This is a genomic window from Rhizobacter sp. (genome assembly GCF_031412075.1).
Classification (GTDB): Bacteria; Pseudomonadota; Gammaproteobacteria; order Burkholderiales; family Burkholderiaceae_C; genus Rhizobacter.
Genome location: NZ_JANOCG010000583.1, coordinates 1 through 23,763, shown reverse-complemented (window position 1 = coordinate 23,763; position 23,763 = coordinate 1). Strand labels below are relative to the sequence as shown.

At 66.7% G+C, this 23,763-nt stretch carries 26 protein-coding genes; 16 read left to right on the top strand and 10 right to left on the bottom strand.

Translation table 11 applies throughout. The features are described 5' to 3' along the window. Positions 1-939 (bottom strand): TonB-dependent receptor plug domain-containing protein (locus tag RMO40_RS21655; protein ID WP_309725670.1); only part of this gene is annotated, 939 nt, incomplete at its 3' end. A 349-nt stretch (positions 940-1,288) separates the two neighbouring features. Between RMO40_RS21655 and RMO40_RS21650 the strand changes: the two genes are divergently transcribed. Together RMO40_RS21650 and RMO40_RS21645 are read left to right on the top strand one after the other, a co-directional pair. Beyond that, positions 1,289-2,185, top strand: a complete 897-nt coding sequence (locus RMO40_RS21650; RefSeq protein WP_309725669.1) for a diguanylate cyclase domain-containing protein — start codon at positions 1,289-1,291, stop codon at positions 2,183-2,185. Between the two features lie 16 nt (positions 2,186-2,201). Next, positions 2,202-3,215: an AraC family transcriptional regulator ligand-binding domain-containing protein gene (locus tag RMO40_RS21645; RefSeq protein WP_309725668.1), complete on the top strand. Its 1,014-nt coding sequence runs from the start codon at positions 2,202-2,204 to the stop codon at positions 3,213-3,215. Positions 3,216-3,435: 220 nt separating this feature from the next. Here the strand turns inward: RMO40_RS21645 and RMO40_RS21640 are convergent, their stop codons facing one another. From RMO40_RS21640 to RMO40_RS21620, 5 genes are all read right to left on the bottom strand, one after another. After that, the gene (locus RMO40_RS21640; RefSeq protein WP_309725667.1) at positions 3,436-4,437 is read right to left on the bottom strand and encodes a transporter; all 1,002 of its coding nucleotides are present in this window, start codon (positions 4,435-4,437) and stop codon (positions 3,436-3,438) included. Between the two features lie 15 nt (positions 4,438-4,452). Further along, entirely contained in the window at positions 4,453-5,376 is a 924-nt protein-coding gene (locus RMO40_RS21635; RefSeq protein WP_309725666.1) for a DUF3616 domain-containing protein, read from the bottom strand. A gap of 39 nt (positions 5,377-5,415) precedes the next feature. Continuing rightward, positions 5,416-6,684 carry a glycerophosphodiester phosphodiesterase family protein gene (locus RMO40_RS21630; protein ID WP_309725665.1) on the bottom strand — a complete coding sequence of 423 codons (1,269 nt, stop codon included), beginning with the start codon at positions 6,682-6,684 and terminating at the stop codon, positions 5,416-5,418. 121 nt (positions 6,685-6,805) lie between these two features. Continuing rightward, on the bottom strand, positions 6,806-7,645 hold the full coding sequence (locus RMO40_RS21625) for a metallophosphoesterase (RefSeq protein ID WP_309725664.1): 840 nt from the start codon (positions 7,643-7,645) through the stop codon (positions 6,806-6,808). Between the two features lie 101 nt (positions 7,646-7,746). Beyond that, positions 7,747-7,971 (bottom strand): hypothetical protein, encoded by a 225-nt coding sequence (locus RMO40_RS21620; RefSeq protein WP_309725663.1) that lies wholly within the window; start codon positions 7,969-7,971, stop codon positions 7,747-7,749. 291 nt (positions 7,972-8,262) lie between these two features. Here RMO40_RS21620 and RMO40_RS21615 point away from each other — a divergent pair, with 291 nt between their 5' ends. Together RMO40_RS21615 and RMO40_RS21610 are read left to right on the top strand one after the other, a co-directional pair. Continuing rightward, positions 8,263-8,820: a hypothetical protein gene (locus tag RMO40_RS21615; RefSeq protein WP_309725662.1), complete on the top strand. Its 558-nt coding sequence runs from the start codon at positions 8,263-8,265 to the stop codon at positions 8,818-8,820. Next, positions 8,817-10,805, top strand: coding sequence for a hypothetical protein (locus RMO40_RS21610; RefSeq protein WP_309725661.1), 1,989 nt, complete (start codon positions 8,817-8,819; stop codon positions 10,803-10,805). The genes RMO40_RS21615 and RMO40_RS21610 overlap by 4 nt, the downstream gene beginning before the upstream one ends. Here the strand turns inward: RMO40_RS21610 and RMO40_RS21605 are convergent. Beyond that, positions 10,780-11,451 carry a trypsin-like peptidase domain-containing protein gene (locus RMO40_RS21605; RefSeq protein ID WP_309725660.1) on the bottom strand — a complete coding sequence of 224 codons (672 nt, stop codon included), beginning with the start codon at positions 11,449-11,451 and terminating at the stop codon, positions 10,780-10,782. The genes RMO40_RS21610 and RMO40_RS21605 overlap by 26 nt on opposite strands. Continuing rightward, on the bottom strand, positions 11,448-11,615 hold the full coding sequence (locus RMO40_RS21600; RefSeq protein ID WP_309725659.1) for a hypothetical protein: 168 nt from the start codon (positions 11,613-11,615) through the stop codon (positions 11,448-11,450). Before RMO40_RS21600 ends, RMO40_RS21605 begins: the two co-directional genes overlap by 4 nt. Before the next feature lie 159 nt (positions 11,616-11,774). Between RMO40_RS21600 and RMO40_RS21595 the strand changes: the two genes are divergently transcribed. The 12 genes from RMO40_RS21595 to epsA all read left to right on the top strand — a co-directional run bounded on the left by RMO40_RS21595 (position 11,775) and on the right by epsA (position 22,649). Continuing rightward, positions 11,775-13,046, top strand: a complete 1,272-nt coding sequence (locus tag RMO40_RS21595) for a WcaI family glycosyltransferase (protein ID WP_309725658.1) — start codon at positions 11,775-11,777, stop codon at positions 13,044-13,046. Positions 13,047-13,179: 133 nt separating this feature from the next. Continuing rightward, positions 13,180-13,596, top strand: a complete 417-nt coding sequence (gene gspG, locus RMO40_RS21590) for a type II secretion system major pseudopilin GspG (protein WP_309725657.1) — start codon at positions 13,180-13,182, stop codon at positions 13,594-13,596. Positions 13,597-13,626: 30 nt separating this feature from the next. Beyond that, a complete protein-coding gene (locus RMO40_RS21585) occupies positions 13,627-14,814 on the top strand; it encodes a type II secretion system F family protein (protein ID WP_309725656.1) in 1,188 nt (395 codons plus the stop codon). Further along, positions 14,811-16,517, top strand: a complete 1,707-nt coding sequence (locus RMO40_RS21580) for an ATPase, T2SS/T4P/T4SS family (protein WP_309725655.1) — start codon at positions 14,811-14,813, stop codon at positions 16,515-16,517. Before RMO40_RS21585 ends, RMO40_RS21580 begins: the two co-directional genes overlap by 4 nt. 7 nt (positions 16,518-16,524) lie before the next feature. Beyond that, positions 16,525-17,244, top strand: a complete 720-nt coding sequence (locus tag RMO40_RS21575; RefSeq protein WP_309725654.1) for a hypothetical protein — start codon at positions 16,525-16,527, stop codon at positions 17,242-17,244. Beyond that, positions 17,241-17,783, top strand: coding sequence for a hypothetical protein (locus tag RMO40_RS21570; RefSeq protein ID WP_309725653.1), 543 nt, complete (start codon positions 17,241-17,243; stop codon positions 17,781-17,783). The genes RMO40_RS21575 and RMO40_RS21570 overlap by 4 nt, the downstream gene beginning before the upstream one ends. Beyond that, positions 17,780-18,331 (top strand): hypothetical protein, encoded by a 552-nt coding sequence (locus RMO40_RS21565; RefSeq protein WP_309725652.1) that lies wholly within the window; start codon positions 17,780-17,782, stop codon positions 18,329-18,331. The genes RMO40_RS21570 and RMO40_RS21565 overlap by 4 nt, the downstream gene beginning before the upstream one ends. 4 nt (positions 18,332-18,335) lie before the next feature. Then, positions 18,336-18,890, top strand: a complete 555-nt coding sequence (locus tag RMO40_RS21560) for a hypothetical protein (protein ID WP_309725651.1) — start codon at positions 18,336-18,338, stop codon at positions 18,888-18,890. Continuing rightward, the gene (locus RMO40_RS21555) at positions 18,887-20,872 is read left to right on the top strand and encodes a secretin N-terminal domain-containing protein (RefSeq protein ID WP_309725650.1); all 1,986 of its coding nucleotides are present in this window, start codon (positions 18,887-18,889) and stop codon (positions 20,870-20,872) included. The genes RMO40_RS21560 and RMO40_RS21555 overlap by 4 nt, the downstream gene beginning before the upstream one ends. An 8-nt stretch (positions 20,873-20,880) precedes the next feature. Then, positions 20,881-21,369: a prepilin-type N-terminal cleavage/methylation domain-containing protein gene (locus RMO40_RS21550; protein ID WP_309725649.1), complete on the top strand. Its 489-nt coding sequence runs from the start codon at positions 20,881-20,883 to the stop codon at positions 21,367-21,369. Positions 21,370-21,371: 2 nt separating this feature from the next. Beyond that, positions 21,372-21,752, top strand: a complete 381-nt coding sequence (locus RMO40_RS21545; protein WP_489660220.1) for a type IV pilin protein — start codon at positions 21,372-21,374, stop codon at positions 21,750-21,752. A gap of 123 nt (positions 21,753-21,875) precedes the next feature. After that, positions 21,876-22,649: an XrtB/PEP-CTERM-associated transcriptional regulator EpsA gene (gene epsA, locus RMO40_RS21540; protein ID WP_309725648.1), complete on the top strand. Its 774-nt coding sequence runs from the start codon at positions 21,876-21,878 to the stop codon at positions 22,647-22,649. A gap of 14 nt (positions 22,650-22,663) precedes the next feature. Here epsA and arsC read toward each other — a convergent pair whose 3' ends face one another. After that, on the bottom strand, positions 22,664-23,086 hold the full coding sequence (gene arsC / locus RMO40_RS21535; protein WP_309725647.1) for an arsenate reductase (glutaredoxin): 423 nt from the start codon (positions 23,084-23,086) through the stop codon (positions 22,664-22,666). A 25-nt stretch (positions 23,087-23,111) separates the two neighbouring features. Beyond that, a partial coding sequence (locus RMO40_RS21530; RefSeq protein WP_309725646.1) for an aquaporin occupies positions 23,112-23,763 on the bottom strand: 652 nt, incomplete at its 5' end.

Sequence of the window (23,763 nt, the reverse complement as noted above, 5' to 3'; positions counted from 1 at the left end):
GCCCTCGGTTTGTGGGTCCGCAAACTCGACGATGTGCGCCTGGCGGGTTTCGTCGTCGCTGTAGCGGCTGAGCAGCGAGCGCAGGTAGTAGCTGCTGCCATCTTGCGGGCGCAGCTCGAGGTTGACGGCAGCGCCCGCACGCTCACGCGTGATGCGGTAGTCGCGACGCTCGAATTCTTCGAGTGCATCGCCGTCCCAGGCGCCGCCGGTTTCGGTGTTGTCCGAGCCGAAACGGCGGCGCTCGCCGTTCAGGCCCACGGCCACGCCGAGCTTGCCGTCCATCAAGCGGTCGCTCCACACCAGCGAGCCGAAGGGGCTGCTCTGGCCTGTGTTGCTGCTGTGGCCCCCGCCGAGCTCGGCCGAGAAGAGCGAACCCTTGCGGTCGAAGGCCGAGAGGGACTTGATGTCAACGGTGCCGCCCAGCGAGTTGGCGTCCATGTCAGGGGTGAGTGTCTTGGTGACCACGAGCGCGCCGATCAGCGAAGACGGCAACACGTCGAGCATCACCGCACGGCGGTCGCTCTCGGGTGAGGGCACCAGGCTGCCGTTGATGGTGACGGCGTTCAGGTCAGGCCCGAGGCCACGCACCCGCACGTAGCGGCCTTCGCCCTGGTCGCGCTCGATCGACACACCCGGCACACGCTGCAAGGCCTCGGCAGCGTTTTTGTCGGGCAGGCGGCCGATGCCGTCGCTGCGCACCACGCTGATGATGTTGTCGGCGGCCTGCTGGTCGGCGAGTGCACGGTCGGTGGCCGCGGCCAGGCCGGTGATGACCACACGTTCGAGTTGGGTGGCGGGTGGGGTGCTCGGTGCCGATGCCGGTGCCGAGGGCGGCACGGGCGTCTGTGCCCGTGCTGCAAACGAGCTGACGGCCAACGCCGCGGCGCTGGCCAGCAGCGTCAGCGAAAGGCGGCGAGGGGGTGAGTGGGGGCGTGTCATCGAGGGCTCCAAGGGCAGTCGCGTGTCGGCTGTGCGGGCTGCGTGGCGCCGCGAAGTCAGCGAATGTGGCGGGCGCGTGTGTCTGATCCGTGACGCGATGACGTGGCTTGGCTCATGGGCGCTTGTTCAAGGCCCATCGGCACATGCCGGTGAGCCGATTCGACCCCCCCGGCTGCGGGCCAACCGGCACTCTGTGTGTGCCAAGCGTTCGCAGGGGAGGGCCGGTGCGTTGCGAGCCGATCCGACCCCGGGTCTCAAAACGACAGCTGTCAATGCCACGCAACTGTCACATTCGCCACCTAAGGTGCGCGCTCGTCCTTCTTGTGGCCATCTCTGGCAGCCCATACCGATGCCTGTTTCCAACCGCCTCATCCTGCTCGCCTTCGTGTCCTTGAGCTGCCTGGAGCTGCTGCTGTTCAGCTCCTTCGGCGTGATCAAACCTGGCGAACACTGGAAGCCGCTCGACATCGCCGGTGAAGGCGGCACCGCGTTGATGGCCACCTGCTGGATGGCCATCGTGCTCGGCAGCCGGCCGGCCGGCCGCGTGACCTTTTTGCTCGCGCTGGGCCTGGCCGCGGTGGCGCTCGGTGCCTGGGCCGATTGCCTGGACGAGTTTTTCACCGTCACCTCGGCGCTGCGCTTCGACAAGTGGCTCGAATCAGCGCTCACGCCCTTGGGCATGTTGCTGGTGACGGCCGGCATCATGGCCTGGCGCACTGAGCAGCTGCAGTTGTCCGAGCACATGCAGCGCCGCGAGCGTCTGTTCCGCGAGCACCGCGCCTTCGACCGCATCACCCAGCTGGCCGACGCGCATTACCTGCGCCAGCAGATGGCCCTGGAGCGCGCGGCCGGTCAGTCTGGCGCGCTGGTGCTGCTGGAACTGGCAGGCTTTCAGGATTTGCAGCGCGCACACGGCAAACGCGAGGCCGACCGCATGCTGCAGGCCGTCACGCACCAGCTGCTGCTCAACCTGCGCAACCAAGATCTGCTGTGCCGTTATGCCGGCGAGCGCCTTGCCGTGCTGTTGCCAGGCCACTCGCTGGTGGCCGCCCAACGTGTGGCGCGGCACCTGCAGCAGATGGTCAGCCTGACGCACTTTCACACCGGCGACGGCGAAGCCCGCGCGTCACTCAGCTTGCTGAGCGCCTGCGCCGAGCTCGACGGCGAGCCCGACGCCGTGCTGGCGCGGCTGAACCAGGCGCTCGAGGGCACGGCCACGCATGGCAGCGTGGCCCTGGCGACCTGAGCCCGCGAGCGTTGCGATGGACAAGGTCTACGACATCGGCACGCCGCTCATCGCGGCGCAGCACCAGCCTGCGCTCTTGTTCGACCACTTGCACAGTCTCGATGTGGATGCTGGCGCCGTGCTCGGCACCAAGAGCCTGCAGCAACCGCTGAGCCCGGCGCAGTACCTCGCGCTGCTGCGCCAGACCGCGGCTCACCTCAACGGCCCCGACACCAGCTTCGTGCTCGGCCAGCAGGCGCTGCCGGGCCACTACGGTGCGGCCAGCCACGCGCTGCTGCGCGCGCCCACCTTGCGCCATGCGCTCACGCTGCTGGTGGCGCACCCGGCGCGTTTGTCGCCGCTGCTCGCGCCGCACTTCGTCGAAGAAGAGCAGCATGCCGTGCTGTACTGGACCGACGCCTGCGGTGCCGGCTCGTTGCGCCCGTTCCTCGTCGAGATGCACATGAGCGCCCTGGCCGCGTTGTGCCAGTGGCTGGCTGGCGCGCGCCTGCCCTGGCGCTTCTGCTTCAACCGCACCGCGCCGCGCCACACCGAGCAGCACCAGGTGCACCTCGGCACGCGGCTGCAGTTCGGTTGCCAGCTCGACGCCATGCTGATCGCCCCCGAGTGGCTCGACCGCCCCTGGGGCGGTGCGCCGCGTGCGGCCTCGGCGGCCGTGTTCGACGGGCTGGCCCGCCAGGCCCACGACGAAGAGCCACGCCAGAGCTTGCTCGGCGCGCTCTACCGCTACCTGCTGGAGCGTGTGCGGCTGGCACCCGGGCTGGAGCAGACGGCGCAACACTTCGGCATCAGCCCGGCCACGCTCAAGCGCCGGCTGCTGGCCCACGGCACCCACTTCCAGGCCGAGCTCGACCAGGCGCGCACGCATGTGGCCTTGCAGCTCTACCAATGTCGCGGGTTCGACAACGAGCAAGTGGCACGGCACCTGGGCTTTAACGACGCGGCCAACTTTCGCCGCTCGTTCAAGCGCTGGACCGGGCTCACGCCCAGCTCACTGCGCGACAGCCTCGACCCGCCATTGATGGCCTGAAGAAGGCCCACTCTTGACACCGTTCGGGCTGAGCTTGTCGAAGCCAGCGCCGTGCTGTGCGCACCCTTCGACAGGCTCAGGGCGAACGGAGCACTTGAGCAATGCACCACTCACGCCAGTTTCCGTTTTCCGTTCGGGCTGAGCTTGTCGAAGCCGGCACTGTGCTGTGCGAGCCCTTCGACAGGCTCAGGGTGGACGGAGGAGGGTGAACTTCTTGGCGTCAGTCCCTGCGCCGAAACGCCAACAACGCGGCCACCACGGTGAACGCCACCACGATCAGCAGCATCAGAAAGAAACCGGAGCCGCTTTCGGCAAACGGAATACCCCCCACGTTCATGCCGAACAGGCCGGTCGTGATGTTGATCGGCAGCGCCAGCACCGTCACCATGGTCAGGGTGAAGAGGCTTCGGTTGGTCTGCTCGCCCACCTGGGCGGCGGTCTCCTCCTGCAGCAGCTTGATGCGCTCCTGCAGCGCCGCCAAGTCTTGCAGCACCATCGAAAACTCTTCGGTGGATTGACGCAGCTCATCGAGGTCGTGCGAGGCGATCCACGGTGGCGGCTGCCGCAGCAACCGAAACAGTGCCCCGGGCTCGGGCGCCAGCAGTCGCTGCAGGCGCACCAGCACGCGGCGCAGCTTGCCCAGCTCGGAGCGGCGCTGCGCCAGGCGCCCGCGCAAGAGGCTGTCTTCGATGCTGTCAACCTTGACGGTGGCTTCTCGCACGATGCGCACCAGCACGTCGCCCTGGTCGTTCATCAGGTGCGTGAGCAAGGCCATCGACGAGTCGAAACGCGCACCGTCTCTCACGGCCTCCCGCAGCCGGTCGATCGAGCGCAGCGGGTGGGCCCTGGCGCTGATGGCCACCCGCTCGCTCACGCTCATCCACAGCGTGGCGATCTCCGAGGGGTCGAACGCAAACTCGTAGGCCACGTCGTTGACCACGGCGATCAACGTGTCTTGTGCGTCTTCGATGCGTGTCGAGCGCGAGCCTTCGCGCAGCGCCTCGAAGAACTCGGGCGCCAGTGACAGCTGCGCTTGCATCCAGGCCTGTGCCGACGCGTCGGTCAGGTCGAAGTGCAGCCAGATGAACTGCGAGCTGTCGGCTGGCGTGGTACGCAGCCACTCGATGGCTTCGTCGAGCCCGATGGCGCGTGCAACCGAGGCTGGCGCAAAAAGATAACCGCACAACAAGCCATGCCTGTGGGCGCCATAAGAGATGGTCATGGTGGTGTATTTTTTCTACGGGGCGGTCTTCAGCTGCTCCGGCGCCAGCACCACGTAGTTGGCGTGGCGCCCTGCCTTGCGGCTGCCATCGTCACTCACGATGACGATGCACTGGACGCCGCCAATGACGGCCGGGCTCACGCCCTCGGCGTGCTCCAGCCCTTTCAGCCCCGGGATCGTGACGCGCCGTGCCGGCGCGCCGGATTGGCCATTCCAGAGCCACAGGTCGAACTGCGCCGGCTCGCGTGACACTGGCCCGCCGATCACCAGGTATTCGCCCAGGGTTGGCACATAAGACAGCCCCCGAATGCCGTGGCCCCCGAGATCGAGCTCAACCAGCGAGGTGCTCACGCGAGGGGGTTCGCCCGCCTCGAAGATGCCGGTGGGGTTGTCGATGCTCGCGATGAGGGCGCGGTTGCCGCTCAGCGGGCTGCGAAAGCCGACCAGCAACCGCTGCTGATCGGGTGTCATCTCCAGGGCTTCGATGTTGAGCCCACCGCGGGTCTTCACCTCGCGCACCTTGGCGGCTTCTGCCAGCACGGGGTGACGTGCCGTCAGGGCACGCTTCAAACCGTCGACGACCGTCGAGCTCGACACCCGATCGCCTTCGACGCGAAAGCGCACCAGCTTCTCGCGTGACTTCTTTTCTTCGCCGTCGTCGTTGCGTGAGTGCGAGGTGATGGCGTAGACAAAGCCGTTGCGGTCGAGTGTCAGGCCTTCGAGGTCATCGAGCTTCCAGAACTCGCTGAACATCTGCAGCAGCCCCGGCTCGAGCGGCGCGTGCGCCACGCTGCCATCGGCGCCGAGCGAGACCAGGCTCAGCGGGTGCTCCTTCTCGTCTTCGACCACCAGGAAGCGCCCGTCGGGCAGCTGCTGGATGGCCGAAGGTTCGAAGGTGCCGGTCAGCGGGCGGAATGCGGGGGGAGTGGAGGTCGCCATGCGGGCATTGTGTGCTTCACACAGCCCGCCGGCACCCCCTTATTTCAAGCCCGCGCAGTTGGCGTAGAAGGTCACCGTGGCCGGCCAATCGGTGAAGACGCCGAGCACGCCGACCTCGTTGGCGAGCACGTCCAGCACCTGCATCACGTCGCCGTCGCGCTGGATGGCGCTGTCGAAGGTCTGGAAGTAGAAGCCATTGTTGCCGTCGGCCAGGATGCCCGAGCGCTCCAGTGTCCAGGTGATGATGTCGAGCTTGGCTTTCTTGGCATTGAGGGCGTACTGCGAAGGCACGATGTGGCCGTTGCCATCGGTGCTGAGCAGCGCGAAGACGGGCGGCGCCACGATGCGGATGCCTTGGGCGCGGTAACCCACCAGCTCGTCGGCGGTGGGCAGGTCGGCGGGGGTGCTGGCGTCGTCGAGGTAGACCGCCTGGCGGCCGAAGCTGGGCTCGTTCTGCACCCAATACAGCACGTCGTTCTTGTTGAAAGACTGCGGCCACACATGGCGCGCCGGCACGCGGGCCTGCTTGTATTCGTCGATCATCTTCTGTGCGTAGGCCTGCTGGCTGAAGCCTTCAAACGGCATGGCCACGCTGGCGCTCTTGAGCTCGGGCGTCATCTTCACGCCGAGTTGTTTGAAGAGCTCGATGCTCTCTTTGTGGGTCAGCAGCGTACCGCTGCTCGGGCCCGAATAAAGGTCGGTGCGGAAGTTGGCCGTGCCGCCCAGGTATTCGGCCACCGTGCGCGCGCGCGGGTTCGAAGCGTCCATCTTGCCGCGCAGGGTCTTGAACTCGGCCAGCGTGATCTCGCTGGTGCGGCACTCGGCGCTGGCGGGGGTCAGCAGCGTTCCGTCGGCGGAAATGGTCGCGGGTGTGAACGGCTTGATGCACTTCTCGGCCAGCGGCGTGGCCAGGATGTTGGTGGTGGTGTGCAGGTCGTTCTGCGCATGCCGGCAGACCAGCTCCTTGTCCTTGGTGAACGTGACGTCGCACTCCACGATGCCAGCGCCCGTGCGCGCCGCCGCTTCATACGACTCCTTGGTGTGCTCCGGGAACTGCAGTGCCGCACCGCGGTGGCCAATGGAGAACTCGCTGCTCTGGAACGAGCCCTTGCGCGCGCAGGCCTGCAGCCGCTCCTTGAGCGGCCCTTCGGTCATGTCGTTGACCAGAAAGAACGGGCGCGGGCCCAGCTGCGCGTTTTGGCTTTTGCGCGCATGCGTGTGTTTGTCGTCGTCACGGTCCGCGAGGGCCAGGGTGGGCAACAGGCCGGTGGTGGCGGCCAGTGCAAGTGCGAACAGTGTTCGGCGCATGAGGTGTCCTTGATTTGTGGGTGCGCTGTCGAGGCGGTGCCCTCGTCGAGCGAGCGTGAGGCTAGGTGGGTGCCGTGACACACCCATGACAGCACTGCGTTGCGCGATAGTCCGAACGGCGTCAGCCCAGCGTTTGCGGCTCGGCCATCGGGTGGCGGTGGGGCGCGTGGAAGCCCAGCTCGGTCACCTGATGACGCCGCATGCCGTCGGGGCACAAGAGGTCGAACCACACCGACGAGCCGCCCAGCTCCAGCAAGCCCAGGCCGACCACCTTCTCGCCCACACGCGCCTGGATCTCGTCCGGCAACACAAAGGCAGTCGAGGGCAGCCAGAGGTGGCGCACGCCGCCCACGCTGCGATCCAGGTGCTGGTGCGTGTGGCCCGAGACCACGGCACGCAAGCTGTGGCGCAAGGGCCCGCCGAGCAGGCGTTCGCACGCCGCATGCATGACGTAGCGGCCTTCGCGATGGTGTTCGTTGGCGCTCGGCCGGAGCACGGGGCGGTGCAGGAACAAGACGCTGTGATCGCGGTCGCCGTGGATGCGGCGTGCGTGGTCTTCAAGCCATTGCCACTGTGCCTGTTCTTGCACGGTGCCCGAGCCCAGCAGCTGCGCGTTGATGCCGATCAGCTCCCAGCGCCCGGCGCTCAAGGCCCAATGGTCGGCGCCGAACGATGCTTCGTAGGCGGTCAGGCGCTGGGGGTCGACGGGCGACTCGCCCGAGCCGTCACCCAGGTCGTGGTTGCCAGGAACAAAGTGAATGGGAGTGGGCCACGCCTTGGTCTGCTCGCGGGCAAAGAGCAGTTCGTCGGGATGCACCCGCCCGTCGAGCGAGATGTCGCCCAGGTGCACGGTGAGGTTGGCATGCAGGCGCGCCACCGCGCCTGCGGCCGCCTTCCAGTTCGCCACGCACTCGGGGGCGCGCTCGGCGAGGTGGCTGTCTGCAACGAGGGCGATTCTCATGCGTGTGCTCTGGCGGCGCGACGAAGGCAGCCGCAAAAACGCACGCTACGCCGCCTGCATGACAGTTGAGTGATCGGCCGCAATGGCCCCTGGCGATTGCGTTATCGCAAGCGAGCAAACCGGATGTGGTTGATCAGCTGATCGTGTTCGCCGCGGCGCACACGTTCGTCAACGATCCTGACCAGGCCTTGTTCGGCCATCAGTTTGAGTTCGCGTGCGGCGCTGTCGTAGACGTAGGGGTTTTCCAGTGAGGTGCCTGCGGCTTGCAGGTCGGTGGGGACACCGAATTCGGATTCGCGGTAAGTCGTCTGAACGAATGTGCTCATGGTGCGCTCCTGGGCGGGTTGGTGAAGGGCCAAGTGGTGCGACGAGAGCTGCATCCTAGCGAAGGAAATTCACGAGAAAACTGACTGGTTATTCCGGATCGTGAATACACACCGCTGGCGCGTGTTGGACGCCCGGCCCAGGTGCGCTTTGCGGCTGTCAGCCGCTCTTGGTGCGCAGCCAAAGGGGCTGGGTGCTGCGCCTTGGGGGTGTCATGGCCTGTCGTCAGACTGATTTCGCTTGATTGCACGTTTTGTGTGCGGTCTGTCGATTGAAAAAAAGGTGAGGGAGTGATGGGAAAACTGTTGGTTCGATGGATTCGAGGCCTGCTCCTGGCAGGTCTCGCCTGTGTTTCGACCGCGCAAGCCGCGATGGTCGAGTATTCGCTCACGGCCCTGGGTGGCGATGTCTGGCGCTATGACTACAGCTTGAGCAACATCGGCCCGGCCGAGAGCTTCGACGAGCTCACGGTCTATTTCGACGCCCCGGGCATCACCGGCATCACCGCCGTGGCCACGCCCGCGGGCTGGAGCAGCCTGGTCGTGCAACCCGACCCGGTGCTGCCCGATGCGGGCTTCTTCGATGCACTCAACCTGTCGGGTGTCGTTCCGGCCGGCAGCGTGATCTCCGGTTTTTCCGTCTCCTTCTCCTATCTGGCGGGCCTGATACCGGGGGCACAACGGTTCGAGTTGGTGATCTCCGAGCCCTTCCAGACGGTGCAATCCGGCATCACGTCGGCAGCACCCTCAGCGGTGCCCTTGCCGGCCCCGGCGGCCTTGATCTTGCTCGGTCTCGGCGTTGGCGCACTCGGCTCGCGTGCACGTGCCAAAAAACTGGGAGCGACAGCATGATCGCGCGCTGCCGCTCGTTTTTTGCCGCGTTGCTGTCGGCACTCGCCGTGTTCGCCGTGCTGGTGCCCTCGCTGGCACAGGCTGCTGCTGAAGTCACTGGCCAGCAACTCGTCAGCTCGGTGCGCGCGGGTCGCACCCACTTCGACTACACCTACCGCATCACGGTGCGCAACGGCACGCCCGCGCTGTCGGCCGCCCAAGCCACGGTGCAAAGCACCTCGCCGGCCACGCAGGTGATGAAGGCCACGGTGGTGCTGGGTGACCTGGCCGCAGGCGCCACGCTCACGAGCACCGACACCTTCATCATTCGCCAAGACAGGTCGGTCGCGTTCAACCCGGCCTCGCTGATCTGGACGGTGACTGGTGTGTCGAGCGCCGGCCCGAGCACGATGGAACTCGGCTTGTCTGAACCCTTCGTCGCACCCGACGGCAGCATCTCGGTGTCACCCACCGTGCGCAATGCCGGCGGTGCGCTGATCGACAACGACGACCTGCAGTTCAGCGTCTCGGTGGCCCCGGTCGGCGCGGTGAGCGGCAACGCTCCGGTGGTCAGCGGCCTGAGCGTGAGCTTCCCCAAGCTCGCCAAACGACTGCTCAATCAAAACTTCTCGATCGACCCGGCCGGCGAGTTTGCCGACGGCGACCCGACCGACCCCCACTACGGCAAGGAGACCGGCGGGCGTTACCGCATCACGGTGTCCATCGCCGGTTCCTCCGTCACCGCCACCAAGGAGGTGATGGTGTTGCCGAGCGGCACCGCCGGCGTCACCGTCAAGGCCAGCCAGTACGCCGGGCAGATGGAAAGCCTGCTCGCCGCCGCCGCGCTCGCCAGCCAGAACGGCGACTCCGCCGGCCTGGCCGAGGCACGTGCCGCGCTGCAAGCCGTCAACGCCAACCGCGATTACTCCGCCACCGTGCTGGGCGCCACGCAGGCGATGGCGCCGCCCAACGGTTACCTGGTCACCCCCGCGCTGCTCACGTCGCAGGGCTTCGTGGCCGGCCCGCAAGATGCACAGTTCGCGAGTGCACTCACCAACGTGGTCGCTCGCATTCGCAGCGCTCGCACCCAGGTCGAGGCCACCAACGCGGCCGCCTTGACGCAGGAGTCGATCGACGCCTTGCGTAGCGCGGCCGATGCCTACAAACAAGCTCTCACCGCCTTGCAGGCCCTGCGGCTCAGTGCGCTGGGCGCGGCCCAGCAAGAGGCTGCGATCAACCTGCAGGTGGGCACCGAGTTGCCGCTCTTGCTGGATGCGATCAAGCGCAAATCGGGTGAGGTGCTGGCCACCGTGACGACCGCAGGCGTGCGCGCTCCGGCGGGCCGCCACCTCACGCGCGCCGCACGCCTCGCCACCACGCCGCGAGGCATGTATGCCGGCGCGCAGCCGGTGCAGCTGTACCCGTTTGCGGCGTTTGCGTTCTCCATCTTCACCGACCTCTCGGGCACCGCGCGCGCCAACATCATCGAGCTGACGGTCACGCTGGTGAACAGCCTCGTCAACATCATGGCGGCCGATGTGATCAACCAGAACAGCCCGGGTGGCGTGTCCATCGACGTCTGCCTGGCCAGCTCGTCGGTCGCCTTCGTCTGCCCCAACTACCGCCCCAGCATCGTGACCGGCTCCGGCTTCGGCCGCAATGCGGGCGCGGTGAAGGTGGCGCTGGTCGGCTGCATCGGTGGCGACCTGATCCGCAACCTGGTGACGCTGCGGCCGCCGAGTGACATCGCTGCCGGCATCCGCCTGATCAACAAGGTGGTGTCGATCACCAACTCCCTGCAGCAAGAAGGTGGTGTGGGCGCGGTCGTGACGCCCGACTTCATCGACGAAGACGAACTCTTCGGCGGTGACCGCCTCTACTTCGCCAACGGCTGGCCGCGTGTGAACCAGGGGCGCCTGCCGTGTGTGGGCATCGTGATCGTGATGAACCAGACGAGCGGCGGCATCTCTGCGCTGAACCTCAACTTCCTGGGTCAGTGCGGTTAAGGCCGTGACGGTGGCTGGTGAGCAGCGCCGCCAGCGCTGCCACCGGCACCGCGAAGCCCAGGCCATAACCACCCGGAATGGTGGCGTTGGCCAGGCCGATCACTTGCCCATCGAGGCTGAGCACCGGGCCACCGGAGTTGCCTGGGTTCACTGCGGCGTTGAGCTGCATGCGCCGCGCCAGCGGCTCGGGCTCCAGCACGGCGCCGGGCAGGGCGCTGACGATGCCGGTGGTGGCGGTCGGGGCGGCACCGAAGGGGCAGCCCAGCACGATGATCCACTGGCCGGCCAGCACCGCGTGGGTGGACAAGGCCAGGCCGGGCATCGGCGCGTCGGCGTCGATCTCCAGCAGCGCAATGTCGGCGTCGTCATCGATGCGGGCCACTCGCGCAGGCCACGGCCTGGACTGCCAGCGAATCACCGGCGCCCCCTGCAGCGAGCGCAGCACGTGCGCAGCCGTCGCCACGTAGCGAGTGCTGTGGATGCGAAAGCCCGAGCCCAGCACGCCGTGCGCATCGCCCACACCCACCACCGCCGGTGCGTGGCGCTGGATCGCCTGGGTGAAATCGGGCCATTGCAGTGGCGCGGCGCTCGAACAAGCGCCCAACGCCGCTGTCAGCAAGACCGGCAGAACAAGCCGCCTCTTCATGACACACCGCTGAGGTTGATGTGCCAAAGCCGGGCCAGCCAGACCACCAGCAAGGCCAACACCACGCACACCACTCCCGCCAGCAGCTTGTGGCTTTGCCACAGCCGCGAGACGGCGACACCACCCGTACCGACGATGACGATGAGCAAGATCTCTTGAAGCATGTGGCCGCCATCGTCGCCGCAACTCTGTGGCAACTGTCATGTTCGGCATAGTCCGTTCGGGCCCCCTGCATTCCAGTGGGCGAACGGACTAGTTCTCATGACATGCCGAGGTCATGCCCAGCCGCGAACATCCCCCTCGAATCAAGGAGGCGGGACCCCATGAAGATAGTGCTGGTGAGCATGAATTTCGCCCCGGAGCTGACCGGCATCGGCAAGTACTCGGGCGAGATGGTCGATGACCTGGTGGCGCGTGGCCACGAGGTCAAGGTGGTGTGTGCGCCGCCCTATTACCCGACTTGGAAGGTGCAGGGCGACTACGCCAGCAGCGCTTACCGCACAGAGCAACCCAAGCCTGGCTTGACCATTCACCGCTGCCCGGTGTGGATTCCCAAGCGCCTGAGCGGCGTGAAGCGCCTCATTCACCTGGCGAGCTTTGCACTGTCGGCCTTGCCCGTGATGCTGTGGCTCGCAATGTGGCGCCCGCAGGTGGTGTTTGCGGTGGCGCCTGCACTCTTTTGCGCGCCCGCTGCGTGGTTGCTGGCGCGCCTGTCTGGCGCGAAGGCGTGGCTGCATATTCAAGACTTCGAGATCGACGCCGCCTTCGAGCTCGGCATGCTGAAGCAACCTCTAGCGCGCCGCTTTGCCTTGTTTGCAGAGCGCTTTTTGATGCGCCGATTCGATGCGGTGTCCACCATCTCCAGCCGCATGCTGCGCCAGCTGGCGACCAAGGGCATTCCGTTGCACGAGACGGAGATGTTGCCGAACTGGGTTGACCTGTCGCACGTGCGGCCCACCGAGACCTCGCATGCCTTGCGCCAGTCGCTGGGCATCACGCCCTCGCAGGTGGTGTGCCTTTTCTCCGGCACCATCAACCGCAAGCAAGGCCTCGACGTGCTGATCGACACCGCACGCCTGCTCAAGGACGACCCGCGCGTGGTCATCGTCATCTGCGGCAACGGCGAACAGCGGCCTTCGCTCGAGGCCTCCGCAGCCGGCTTCGACAACGTGCGCTTCATGGACCTGCAGCCCGCGTCCACGCTCAACACGCTGCTCAACATGGCCGACGTGCACCTGCTGCCGCAGCTGCGCGGCGCGGCCGATCTGGTGATGCCGTCCAAGCTGGTGGGCATGCTGGCCAGCGGCCGGCCGGTGGTTGCCGCGGCCATCCCGCGCACCGAGATCGCTTCCATCGTGTCGGGCTGCGGCATCGTCACCGAGCCGGAGTGTGCCAACGGCTTTGCACGCGCCATCACCGAGCTGGCCGATGACGCCGCGCTGCGCCAGCGGCTCGGTGCGGCCTGCCGCGCTTACGCCGAGCGTGTGCTCGACTCGCAAAAGATCTTCGACCGTCTGGACACGCGCTTGCGCGCCTTCGAACAACAGCGGCTCGCACCGCGCGCGCCCGCACCGGCCGAAGAGCCCGCCCAGTAATTGCATCGCACAGGCAGCGCGAGAGGGCGCAACGCTGACCTTGCATCGGCCGGGGCCGAGCGTGGCGCTTCACTGCTACGTCACATTCGCTGCGCACACTGCGCGTCTGTTCAACGTCTGAGACTCACCTGCCATGACCCCTGTCCGCTCGCGCCGCGGATTCACACTGCTTGAACTGCTGGTGGTGATGGTCATCATCGGTTTGTTGGCAGCCTACGTCGGGCCGAAATACTTTTCGCAGATCGGCAAGTCCGAGGTCAAGACGGCCAAGGCGCAGATCGTGGCGTTTGAAAAAGCGCTGCAGCAGTTTCGAGTCGACGTGGGTCGCTACCCCAGCACCGAGCAAGGCCTGCAGGCGCTGTTGAGCAAGCCCGCCAACCTCAACAAGTGGGACGGCCCCTACCTCGAAAAAACCTTGCCCGCAGACCCGTGGGGTCAGCCTTATGTGTATGTGTCACCCGGCGAGCACGGCGAGGTCGACATCAGCTCCTACGGCCGCGACGGGCGCCCGGGTGGCGATGGCCTGGATGCCGACGTCACCAACTGGTGAGCGTTTGAACGCATCACGCACGAGCCGACCATGCAATACGCCGTCAAGGCTGTTCGACAGATGCAATCCGTCTCGGTCCGCTTCGAGGCCGTTGACGCGGCCGATGCACGCCAGCAGGCCCAGGCACAGGGGTATGCCGTGGTGGCCGTCAAGGCGGTCGACGCGGGGCGGCGCATGGGCTTCTCGCGCAAGAGCGCCTTCCCGCTGCTGCACTTCAACCAGAGCCTGCTGATCTTGTTGAAGGCGGGCCTGTCGGTGGTCGAGGTCATCGAGACGCTGGCCGACCGCGAAACCCGCCCCGACGCCAAGCAGGTGCTGACACGCTTGCACGATCAACTGAAAAACGGGCTCTCGTTCTCGGCCGCACTCGAAGCGCAGCCCAGCGTGTTCCCGCCGCTCTATGTGGCGAGCGTGCGTGCCAACGAGCGCACCGGCGCGCTCACCGAAGCCATCGAACGTTTTGTGCAGTACCGCGCGCAGTCGGACCACATGCGGAAGCGTGTGATCGGCGCCGCCGTCTACCCGGCCATGATTCTCGGCGTGGGTGCGTTGGTGATCGCCTTCTTGCTGCTTTACGTGGTGCCACGTTTCAGCCTGGTGTTTCAGGACCTGGGCGACCGCATTCCGCTGATGTCGCGCCTGCTGTTGCAGTGGGGCCAGTTTGCCCACGCGCACGGCTTGCAGTTGCTGGCGGGCGGTGTGGTGCTGCTGGTCGCCATCGGCTATGCCCTCACGCGCCAGCCGGTGCGGCTGGCCATCGCTCGCCTCGTGCTGCGCATCCCGCGCATCGGCGAGTACGTGCGGGTCTACCAGCTGGCGCGCTTCTACCGCGCGCTCGGCATGTTGCAGCAGGCCGGCATGCCCATCGTGACCGCGCTCGACATGGTGAGTGGCCTGTTGCCGGCCAGCCTGCACCCCGCGCTGGCGGCGGCGCGGCGCGACATCGGCGAAGGCCGCTCCATCTCGTCGGCCTTCGAGAACCACGGCCTCACCACCGCCGTGTCGTTGCGGCTGCTGCGTGTGGCCGAGCGCACCGGGCAGATGGGCGAAATGCTGGAGCGCACCGCCGGCTTCCATGAAGAAGACGTGTCGCAGGCCATCGAGTGGTTCATCCGCCTGTTCGAGCCTTTGCTGATGATCGGCATCGGCATCGTGATCGGCGTGGTGGTGCTGCTGATGTACGCGCCCATCTTCGAGCTGGCGGGGAGCTTGCAATGAACCCGTACAGCGAAAAATACGTGCAGGGTGAGGTGTCCACACAGATGCTCACACCTGCTGTCGTGCGCGCCGCGCGGCTGAAGGCGCAAGGCCAGCAACGCAGCGTGACCGCCGTGCTCGAAGACGAGCTGTCGCTCGCCCCCGAGCTGCTGATGCAGGCCCTGGGCAGCGTGCTCGACTACCGTGTGCTCGACAGCCACACGCTGCTCGCGCTCGAGCCGGCCTTCGACCTGATCTCTTATGCCGATGCGGTCAAACAAGGCTGCCTGGCTTTCCGTGATGGCGCCGTGGTGTTGCTGGCCGTGCCCGACCCGTTCGACGATGCGCGGCAGGCCTGGTGCGTCGAGCGCTTGGGCGCAGGGCATGAGGTCTGCCTGGCGCAGGCGGCCGACCTGTCGGCGTTCTTGTCGCGCCACGAAGATTCGATGCGCGCCATCGACACCGCCCTGCCCACCGGCGAAGCAGGGACCGACAGCGGCACCGACCTGGAAGACCTGTCGATCCGCTCCATCGGCGAAGGCACCAGCGTGGTCGTCAAGTTGGTGCACTCCACCTTGTACGACGCGCTCAAGAGCGGTGTGAGCGACATCCACGTCGAGTCGCACCTGAGCGGCCTCGTCATCAAGTACCGCCTCGACGGCACGCTCACGCAAGTGGGCGCGATCGAAGGCCGCGAGCTGGCCGAGCAGGTGCTGTCGCGCTTGAAGGTGATGTCGGAGCTCGACATCGCCGAGCGGCGGGTGCCGCAAGACGGGCGCTTTCGCGTGCGCGCGCTCGGCCGCGAGATCGACTTCCGCGTGTCCATCATGCCGAGCATCCACGGCGAAGACGCGGTGATCCGCGTGCTCGACAAACGCTCGCTCGCGGACCAGGTGTCGGGCCTGCGGCTCGACGTGCTGGGCTTCGACGAGCCCACGCTGCTGGCCTTTCGCCGCATGGCGCGCGACCCCTATGGCCTGCTGCTGGTCACCGGCCCCACCGGCAGCGGCAAGACCACCACGCTCTACGCCGCCATCTCCGAGATCAACAATGGCCACGACAAGATCATCACCATCGAAGACCCGGTCGAATACCAGCTGCCTGGCGTGCTGCAGATCCCGGTCAACGAGAAGAAGGGCCTCACGTTTGCGCGCGGGCTGCGCTCGATCTTGCGGCACGACCCCGACCGCATCATGGTCGGCGAGATCCGCGACCCGGAGACGGCGCAGATCGCCATCCAGGCCGCGCTCACCGGCCACCTGGTGCTCTCGACCGTGCACGCCAACAACGTGTTCGACGTGATCGGTCGTTTCACCCACATGGACGTCGACCCCTACAGCTTCGTCTCGGCCCTGACCGGCGTGCTGGCGCAGCGCCTGTTGCGCATCAACTGCCTGCATTGCAGCGAGCCGGTCACGCTCGACCCGCAGTTGTTGCGCGACTCGCTGATCGAGCCCGCGCTGGCCGAGGGCAGGTTGCTCAAGGCGGGGCGCGGTTGCGGCAAATGCCGGGGCACTGGCTACAAGGGCCGAAAGGCGGTCGGCGAGTTGCTGATGCTCGACGACGCCTTGCGCGAGTTGATCGTCGCGCGCGCCCCGGTGCGACAGATCAAAGAAGCCGCCCGCCACAACGGCACGCGCTTTTTGCGCGACTCGGCGGTGGCGTTGTTTCTCGATGGCCACACCACTCTGGACGAGGTGAACCGTGTCACGCTGGTTTCCTGAGCGACCCGTGTTGTGGGTGAGGCCGCAAAAGAGCGAGCCGGTGTTGGCCTCGTTCGAGCAAGAGCTGCAGCGCCGCGCCCTGCCGCGCGGCACCCGGCTCACCTGCGTGGTGGCGGGCGAGGGCGTGCGCTACCGCGTGGTGCCATGGAGCGATGAATTTGCCAGCCCCGCGCAACGGCAGGTGTTCAGCACCCACTGCTTCGCCGAGGTGTACGGCGAGGCCGCTCGCGGCTGGACGGTGCGCCAAGACAGCGTGCGCCACGGTGTGGCCACGCTCGCCTGTGCGCTCGACACCGCCCTGCTCGACAGCCTGGTGGTCAGCGTGCATGCCCACGATCTCAAGCTCGTGAGCGTGCAGCCGGCGCTCACGCACGTCTACAACCACCTGCGCCGCAGCCTGGAGGCGGGCCTCTACTGGTTCGTCTGGGTCGATGGCCCGTGGGTCAGCTTGTTGTTGATGTCCAAAGGCGAGCCGCTGCTGGTGAGGTCGCTCGCGCCCTCGGGCCAGAGCCTGGCCAGCTTGCTGGAGCGTGAGTGGTTCATGCTCGGTGTGGAAGATGCGCGCTGCCCGGTGTACGTGGCGCGCTCGGTGTCGACACCGCCGATCGATGCGCGTGAGTTGTCGGCCAACGGCTGGCGCTTCGTCGAGCTGGCTCCGTGGGCCGATGGCGCGCCGACCGAAGCCGTGTCGAAAGCCGCCAGCCCACAAGCGGCGCACGCGTCATGAGCGTTGCACCGTTGCAGCTCGACTTTCGCGCCCCCGAGCGCCCTCGTTGGCGCTGGCTCGGCTGGGCGCTGCTGGTCGCTTCGGTGGCCGCCGTGCTGGTGTTCAGCGAACACGTGGCCGAGGCCTCTCAGCACCATGCCAAGGCACAAGCCCGCCACGACAAGCTCAGCGAGCGCCTGCGCGACAAAGCGCCACGCCGCGCCGCCGCAGGCCCCGACGCGCAGACGTTGGCTGGGGTGCAACGCGCCAACCGCATCATCGACCAGCTCACCGTGCCGTGGGACGAGCTCTTCGGCGCCGTCGAAGCGGCCGATGCGCGCGGCCTGGCCGTGCTGTCACTCGCCCCGAACGCCATCGACCGCAGCCTGCGGCTCGCCGGTGAGTCGCGTTCGATGAACGAGCTGCTGGCCTATGTGGGCCGCGTGGCCCAGCAGCCGGGCTTGAGCGGGGTGCACCTGCTGGGCTACAACACCGTGCTGCGTGATGGTGTGCCGGTGGTCAGCTTCACCTTGGCTGCAACCTGGCGGCAACCGACATGAAACGTTTGCGCTGGGAGCTGTTGAATGCGCTGCGCGCCATCGGCCTGGCCGGTTGGGTTGGGTTGGCCCTGGCGGTGCTCTGCGCTGCGGCGTGGTGGGGCGTGGCCGCGCCCATGCAAGACGAAGCCCGGCAGCTCGACGCCGACAGCGCCACGCTCGAGCGCCGCGTGCGCGAGCGCGCCGCCACCGAGGCGCCGGTGGTGCTCACGGCCCAGCAGCAACTGGCCGAGTTCGAGCGCCGCTTCTCCGACGAAAAAAGCCTCACCGATTCACTCGCCCGCCTGCACGCGGCCGCGCGCCGCCAAGGCGTGCAGCTCGACAAGGCCGAGTTCAAGTGGGCGAGTGACGCGCGCGAGCCCTTGTCGCGCTACACCATCGTGTTGCCGCTCAAGTGTGACTACCGTGCGTTGCGCCGCTTCACCCGCGACGCCGTGCGCGAGCTGCCCGGCCTGGCGATGGAAGAGGTGAGCCTGCGCCGCGCTGACGCCAAATCGCCCCTGCTCGAGGTGCAGCTGCGCTTCGTGCTCTTTGTGAACAAGGCGGGTTGAACACATGGCCACGATCAGCAACCCCACACGCCAACGCATTGCGATGCTGATCGTCGCGGTCGGTGGCGCGCTGCTCGTTGCGCGGGTGTTTGCCCTGGCCGGTGACGACGCCGAGATTGCCGGGCCGGTGCAGGCCAAACCAGCGCGCAGCAGCCCAGCGCGTGAAGCCCCTTCGGTGGCGGGCGGCGCGAGTTCGGTGCGCCTCGATCGTTTGGCTCAGCACGAAGCGCGGCAACAAGCCGTGCCGGCCTCCCAGCCCGCGGCGTCGCAGCCGGTGCTGTTTGGCACCGTGTCATGGCAGCCACCGCCGCCGAAGGTTGTTGCCCCGCCACCACCCAAACCCGTCACACCGCCGTTCCCGTATGCCTACCTGGGTGGTTTGTCGGAAGACGGCGAGCGCACCTCTTTTTTCACCAAGGGCGAGCGGGTACTTCCGGTCAAGGCCGGCGACACCATTGATGCGGTCTACCGCGTCGACCAGATGACTGACAAGCAAATGACGCTGACCTACCTGCCGCTGAACGAAACCCTGGTGGTGGCACTCGGGGGTGGGCGATGAGCCCGACCGTGGGCGCGCGCGGCTCCATCACGTTGCTGCTGGCAGCGGTGCTGGCGCTCAGCGCCTGCGCGCCAGGCCGCGAGTTCGTGCGCAATGGCCAACAGATGATCGATGAAGGCCGACTTGAAGAAGGCCTGCTGCAAATGGAAAAGGGCATGAGCCTGGAGCCCGAAAACCGCGAATACCGCATGCTGGTGATCCGCCAGCGCGACGCCCAAGTCGGCGCGCTGCTCGCGCGCGCCGATGCACACCGCAGCGCCGACAAGATCGAAGACGCCGCCGCGCTCTACCGCCGCGTGCTGGGCCTCGACAGCAACAACCACCGTGCGCAGGCCGGCATGCAAGCGGTCGAGTCGCAGCGCCGCCAGCAGCAGCGGGTCGACGAGGCCCAGGGCCTGATCGCGCAAGGCCGCCACGACGACGCCGAGCGAAGCCTGCGCAAGGTGCTGGCCGAAAACCCGTCGCACACGCGGGCCCTGCGACTGAAGCAGCACCTCGACGACCAGGCCGGCCGCACGGCGGAAGCCGTCGCGCCGGTGCTCAAGCCCAGCCTGCGCAAACCCATCTCGCTCGACTTTCGCGAAGCCAACCTGAAGGCGGTGTTTGACGCCCTGTCGCGCACCACCGGCATCAACTTCGTGTTTGACCGAGAGGTCAAGCCCGACATCAAGGTCACCCTGTCGATCAACAACCTCGGCATCGACGACGTGATCAGCGTGCTCACCGTCACCAACCAGCTCGAACGCAAGACGATGAACGAAAACACCGTCTTGATCTACCCCAACACACCGGCCAAGCAGAAGGACTACCTGGAGCTCGGCGTCAAGACCTTCTACCTGGCCAACGCCGAGGCCAAGACGGTCTTCACCATGCTCAAGACGGTGCTCAAGACCAAGGACCTGTACGCCGACGAGAAGCTCAACACGCTGACCATGCGCGACACGCCCGACGCCATCCGCCTGGCCGACAAGCTGATCGCCGCACAAGACCTGGCCGAGCCCGAGGTGCTGCTCGACGTGGAGGTGCTTGAGATCAAGCGCTCGCGCCTGCTCGAGCTGGGCATCGATCCGCCGGGCAAGTTCACCTTGCTCAACATCGTGCCCGGTGCAGACACCGTGGTCACTTCCGGCGGTGTGTCCACCATCGTGCGCGACAGCTCGCTCAGCACCACGCAGCTCACGCTCGACCGCCTGCGCAACATCAAGCCATCGAGCATCGGAATCGACAACCCCTCGCTCAACTTTCGTGCTGAAAACGGCGACACCAACATCCTGGCCAACCCGCGCATCCGCGTGAAGAACCGCGAGAAGGCCCGCATCATGATCGGCGACCGCGTGCCGGTGATCACCACCACCGCCACCGCCAACGTGGGCACGTCCGAGTCGGTGAGCTACCTCGACGTGGGCCTGAAGCTCGAGGTCGAGCCGAATGTGTTTCTCGACAACGAGGTGGGCGTCAAGGTCAACCTCGAGGTGAGCAACATCGTGCGCGAGGTGCGCAGCCGCTCGGGCTCGTTGACGTACCAGATCGGCACCCGCCTGGCCACCACCGCCCTGCGCCTGAAAGATGGCGAGACCCAGGCCCTGGCGGGATTGATCAGCGACGAAGACCGGCGCGGCACGGCCGGTGTGCCCGGCATGGTCGACCTGCCGGTGCTCGGGCGCTTGTTGTCCAGCGAGCGCAACGACCGCAGCAAGACCGAGATCGTGCTGCTGATCACGCCGCGTGTGGTGCGCAACCTGGCCCACCTGTCGCCTGACCGCAATGAGCATGCGGGCGGCACCGAGTCGCTGGTCGGCTCGGCTAAGCTGCGCTTGCAGGGCGCGGGCAAGATGGCCATGCCACCGGCCGGTGGCGCGACACGCCGGCCACAAAGTGCAGCCCCAACGGATGCGGAGCCCGCTGCGCCCGAGCCCGAACCCACACCCGACTCGGCACCGGCGCGCCCGCCCGCGCCGGCCGGCCGCGCGGTCACCGAGTGAGCGAGCCGATGCACGCGTGGGTGCCCCACCGCCGATCGACCGGCTTCACCCTGGTCGAGCTGCTGATCACCGTGGCGATCCTGTCCATGCTGGCGGGCGGTGCGATGACCTTCGCCGACCTCGCCGTGAAGCGCAGCCAGGAGCAGGAGCTGCGCTCCGCGCTGCGCCAGATCCGCGAGGCGATCGACGCCTACAAGGTGGCGGCCGACGCCAACCAGATCCGCAAAGCCGCCGACGAGTCGGGCTACCCGCCGACCTTGTCTGCCCTGACCGAGGGTGTGCCCGAGCTGAACAGCGTGACGGGCAAGAAGCTGTATTTCCTGCGCCGTTTGCCGCGCGACCCGATGGCCGACCCGGCCCTGCCGGCCGAAGCCACCTGGGGCTTGCGCAGCCACGAGAGCGAACCCGCCAACCCGCAGGCCGGGCGCGATGTGTTCGACGTGTACTCGCAGTCACCGCGGCTCAGCCTGGGTGGCCGCCCCTACCGGGAGTGGTGACCGTGACGACGCGCGCGCGCGGTTTCACGCTGATGGAGCTGATGGTGGTGATGGCCATCATCGCGAGCCTGATGACGCTGGCGCTGCCGCGCTACTTCAACAGCGTCGAGCGCAGCCGCGAGGCGGTGCTGCGGCAGGACCTCAGCATCATGCGCGACGCCATCGACAAGTTTTTTGCAGACCGGGGTCGCTACCCGAACACGCTGGACGAATTGGCCGAGCGGCGCTACCTGCGCCGTGTGCCGGTCGACCCGGTGACCGAGAGCGCCAGCACCTGGGTCGTCGTGGCGCCACCTGAGGGTGAGGCGCGCGAGGGGGTGTATGACGTGCGCAGCGGCGCCCCGGGTCAAAGCCTCGATGGAGAAGCTTATGAAAGTTGGTGAATTTGTGAAACCGATCGACAAACTGTCACCGTCGATGCCTAACCTGCGAGTCGCTTGTCATGTTCTGGGCGACGGCGTTCTTCGTCGCGCCGGCATGCAGGCCTTCCACCAGGGTCATGCAACGTGAGTCACCTCCCCGTGCTCGAAGAGATCGACCGTGTGCGCTTCTCCGATGCGGTCGAGGCGTCGTGCCGCGTCTCCAGCCGCCAGCAATTTTTTGTCTGGAGCCAGAGTTCGCTGCAAGCGCTCATTCCGCACGAGATTCTGATCTGCGGCATTGAAGATGGTTCCCGCCAGGGCATGGCGATGCATCGTTTCAGCGCCAGCCGCTACTTCCGCCAGGAGCAGTTCGACGTGGTGGCCGACCCGCTGAACGGCATGATGCCGCGCCTGCTGGCGGTGGCCGCGAGCAACCGCTCCAACGTCATCTTCTGCCCCTACTCGAGCGGCAAGGTGGTCGACGACAAGCTGCTCGCACTGGTGGCTGAAAACGAGTTGAAGAACCTGGCCGCGCAGCTGGTCATGGGCACGCGCGGCAAGTTCGAGGCGTTCTACGTGTTCTCGCGCGTGTCGGTCGAGCTTGACAGCCGGCTTGGCTACATGATCGAGCTGCTGGTGCCGCATTTGCACAATGCCTTCTTGCGCGTGCTTGCCACCGAGCGCGAGATGGCCGGCACCAACACCCAGCGGTCGGGGCGTATCGTCACCCCGCGTCAAGAAGAAATCTTGAAGCTGATCAAAAACGGCAAGACCAACTCCGAAATTGCCGAAGTGCTGAGCTGCAGCCCCTGGACCATCAAGAACCACATCCAGGCGATTTTGCGCAAGCTCGACTCCAACACCCGCACGCACGCCATCGCGAGAGCGATGAGCCTGGGCATCCTGAGCCCGGACTGAGCAGCCGTTGCCCTTTAAACCCGACGCGAGCCCGTGTCGTGCACGAGTTCGCCATCTTCCTTGGTGAAGGGTGACGGCAAGCGCGTCGGCAGGATCTCCAGTACTTCTTCAGATGGACGGCACAGCTTGGTACCCCGCGGCGTTTCGACAATCGGGCGGTTGATCAGGATGGGGTGCGCGAGCATGAAGTCGAGCAGTTCGTCATCAGACCAGCTCGGGTCGTCGAGTTTCAGCTCGGCGAAGGGCGTGCCCTTTTCCCGCAGCAGGGTCCGCACCCCCATCCCCATGGCCACAAGCAGCTCGCGAAGGCGTTGCTTCGAGGGGGGGGTTGTCAAGTATTCAATGACTTGAGGCTCGGCCCCGCTGTGGCGTATCAGGGCCAGCGTGTTGCGCGACGTGCCGCAGGCAGGGTTGTGAAAAATGGTGATTTCGGGCATGGTGGTTCGGGCAGGAGGGCTCGGTTCACTTGCCGGCGGTGGAAACTTTCGCGGGCTCTTGCCGTGAACCGTCGCTCGCACGCAGGCCCGCCCTACTGAGCGCGCGGTGAACGGCGACTCCGATCACGGCTCCGATGAGTTGGGCGGTGACAAAACCCGGTACGCTGGCCGGCGCGATGCCCGCAAAACTGTCGCTGAACATGCGCCCGAAGGCGGCCGCCGGGTTTGCAAATGAGGTCGATGCCGTAAACCAATATGCCGCGCCGATGTAGCTGGCAACCATGGCTGCTGCTCGCCCTGAGGGTGCGCGCAAGATGACCAGCAGCAGGCCGGCCGTGGCCACGGCTTCGGCGATCCATTGGCCCGTGCCGCCGCGCAGCTTGGTCGACCACTGAAGGATGTTCATGTCAAACATCGCATGTGCCAGCCATGCGCCGAGCATGGCACCCAGCAGTTGGGCGATCACGTAAGGCGCGAGTAGCGTGCGTGGCAGTTCGCCGCGAGCGGCCATGACCAAAGACACGGCGGGGTTGAAGTGAGCGCCGCTGACCGGGCCGAGCGTCTCGATCAGGACGTAGAGGCCGCCCACTGTGGCCAGGGTGTTGGCCAGAAGCGCGATGCCGACATTGCCCCCCGACAAGCGCTCGGCCATGACACCCGAGCCGATGACGATGGCG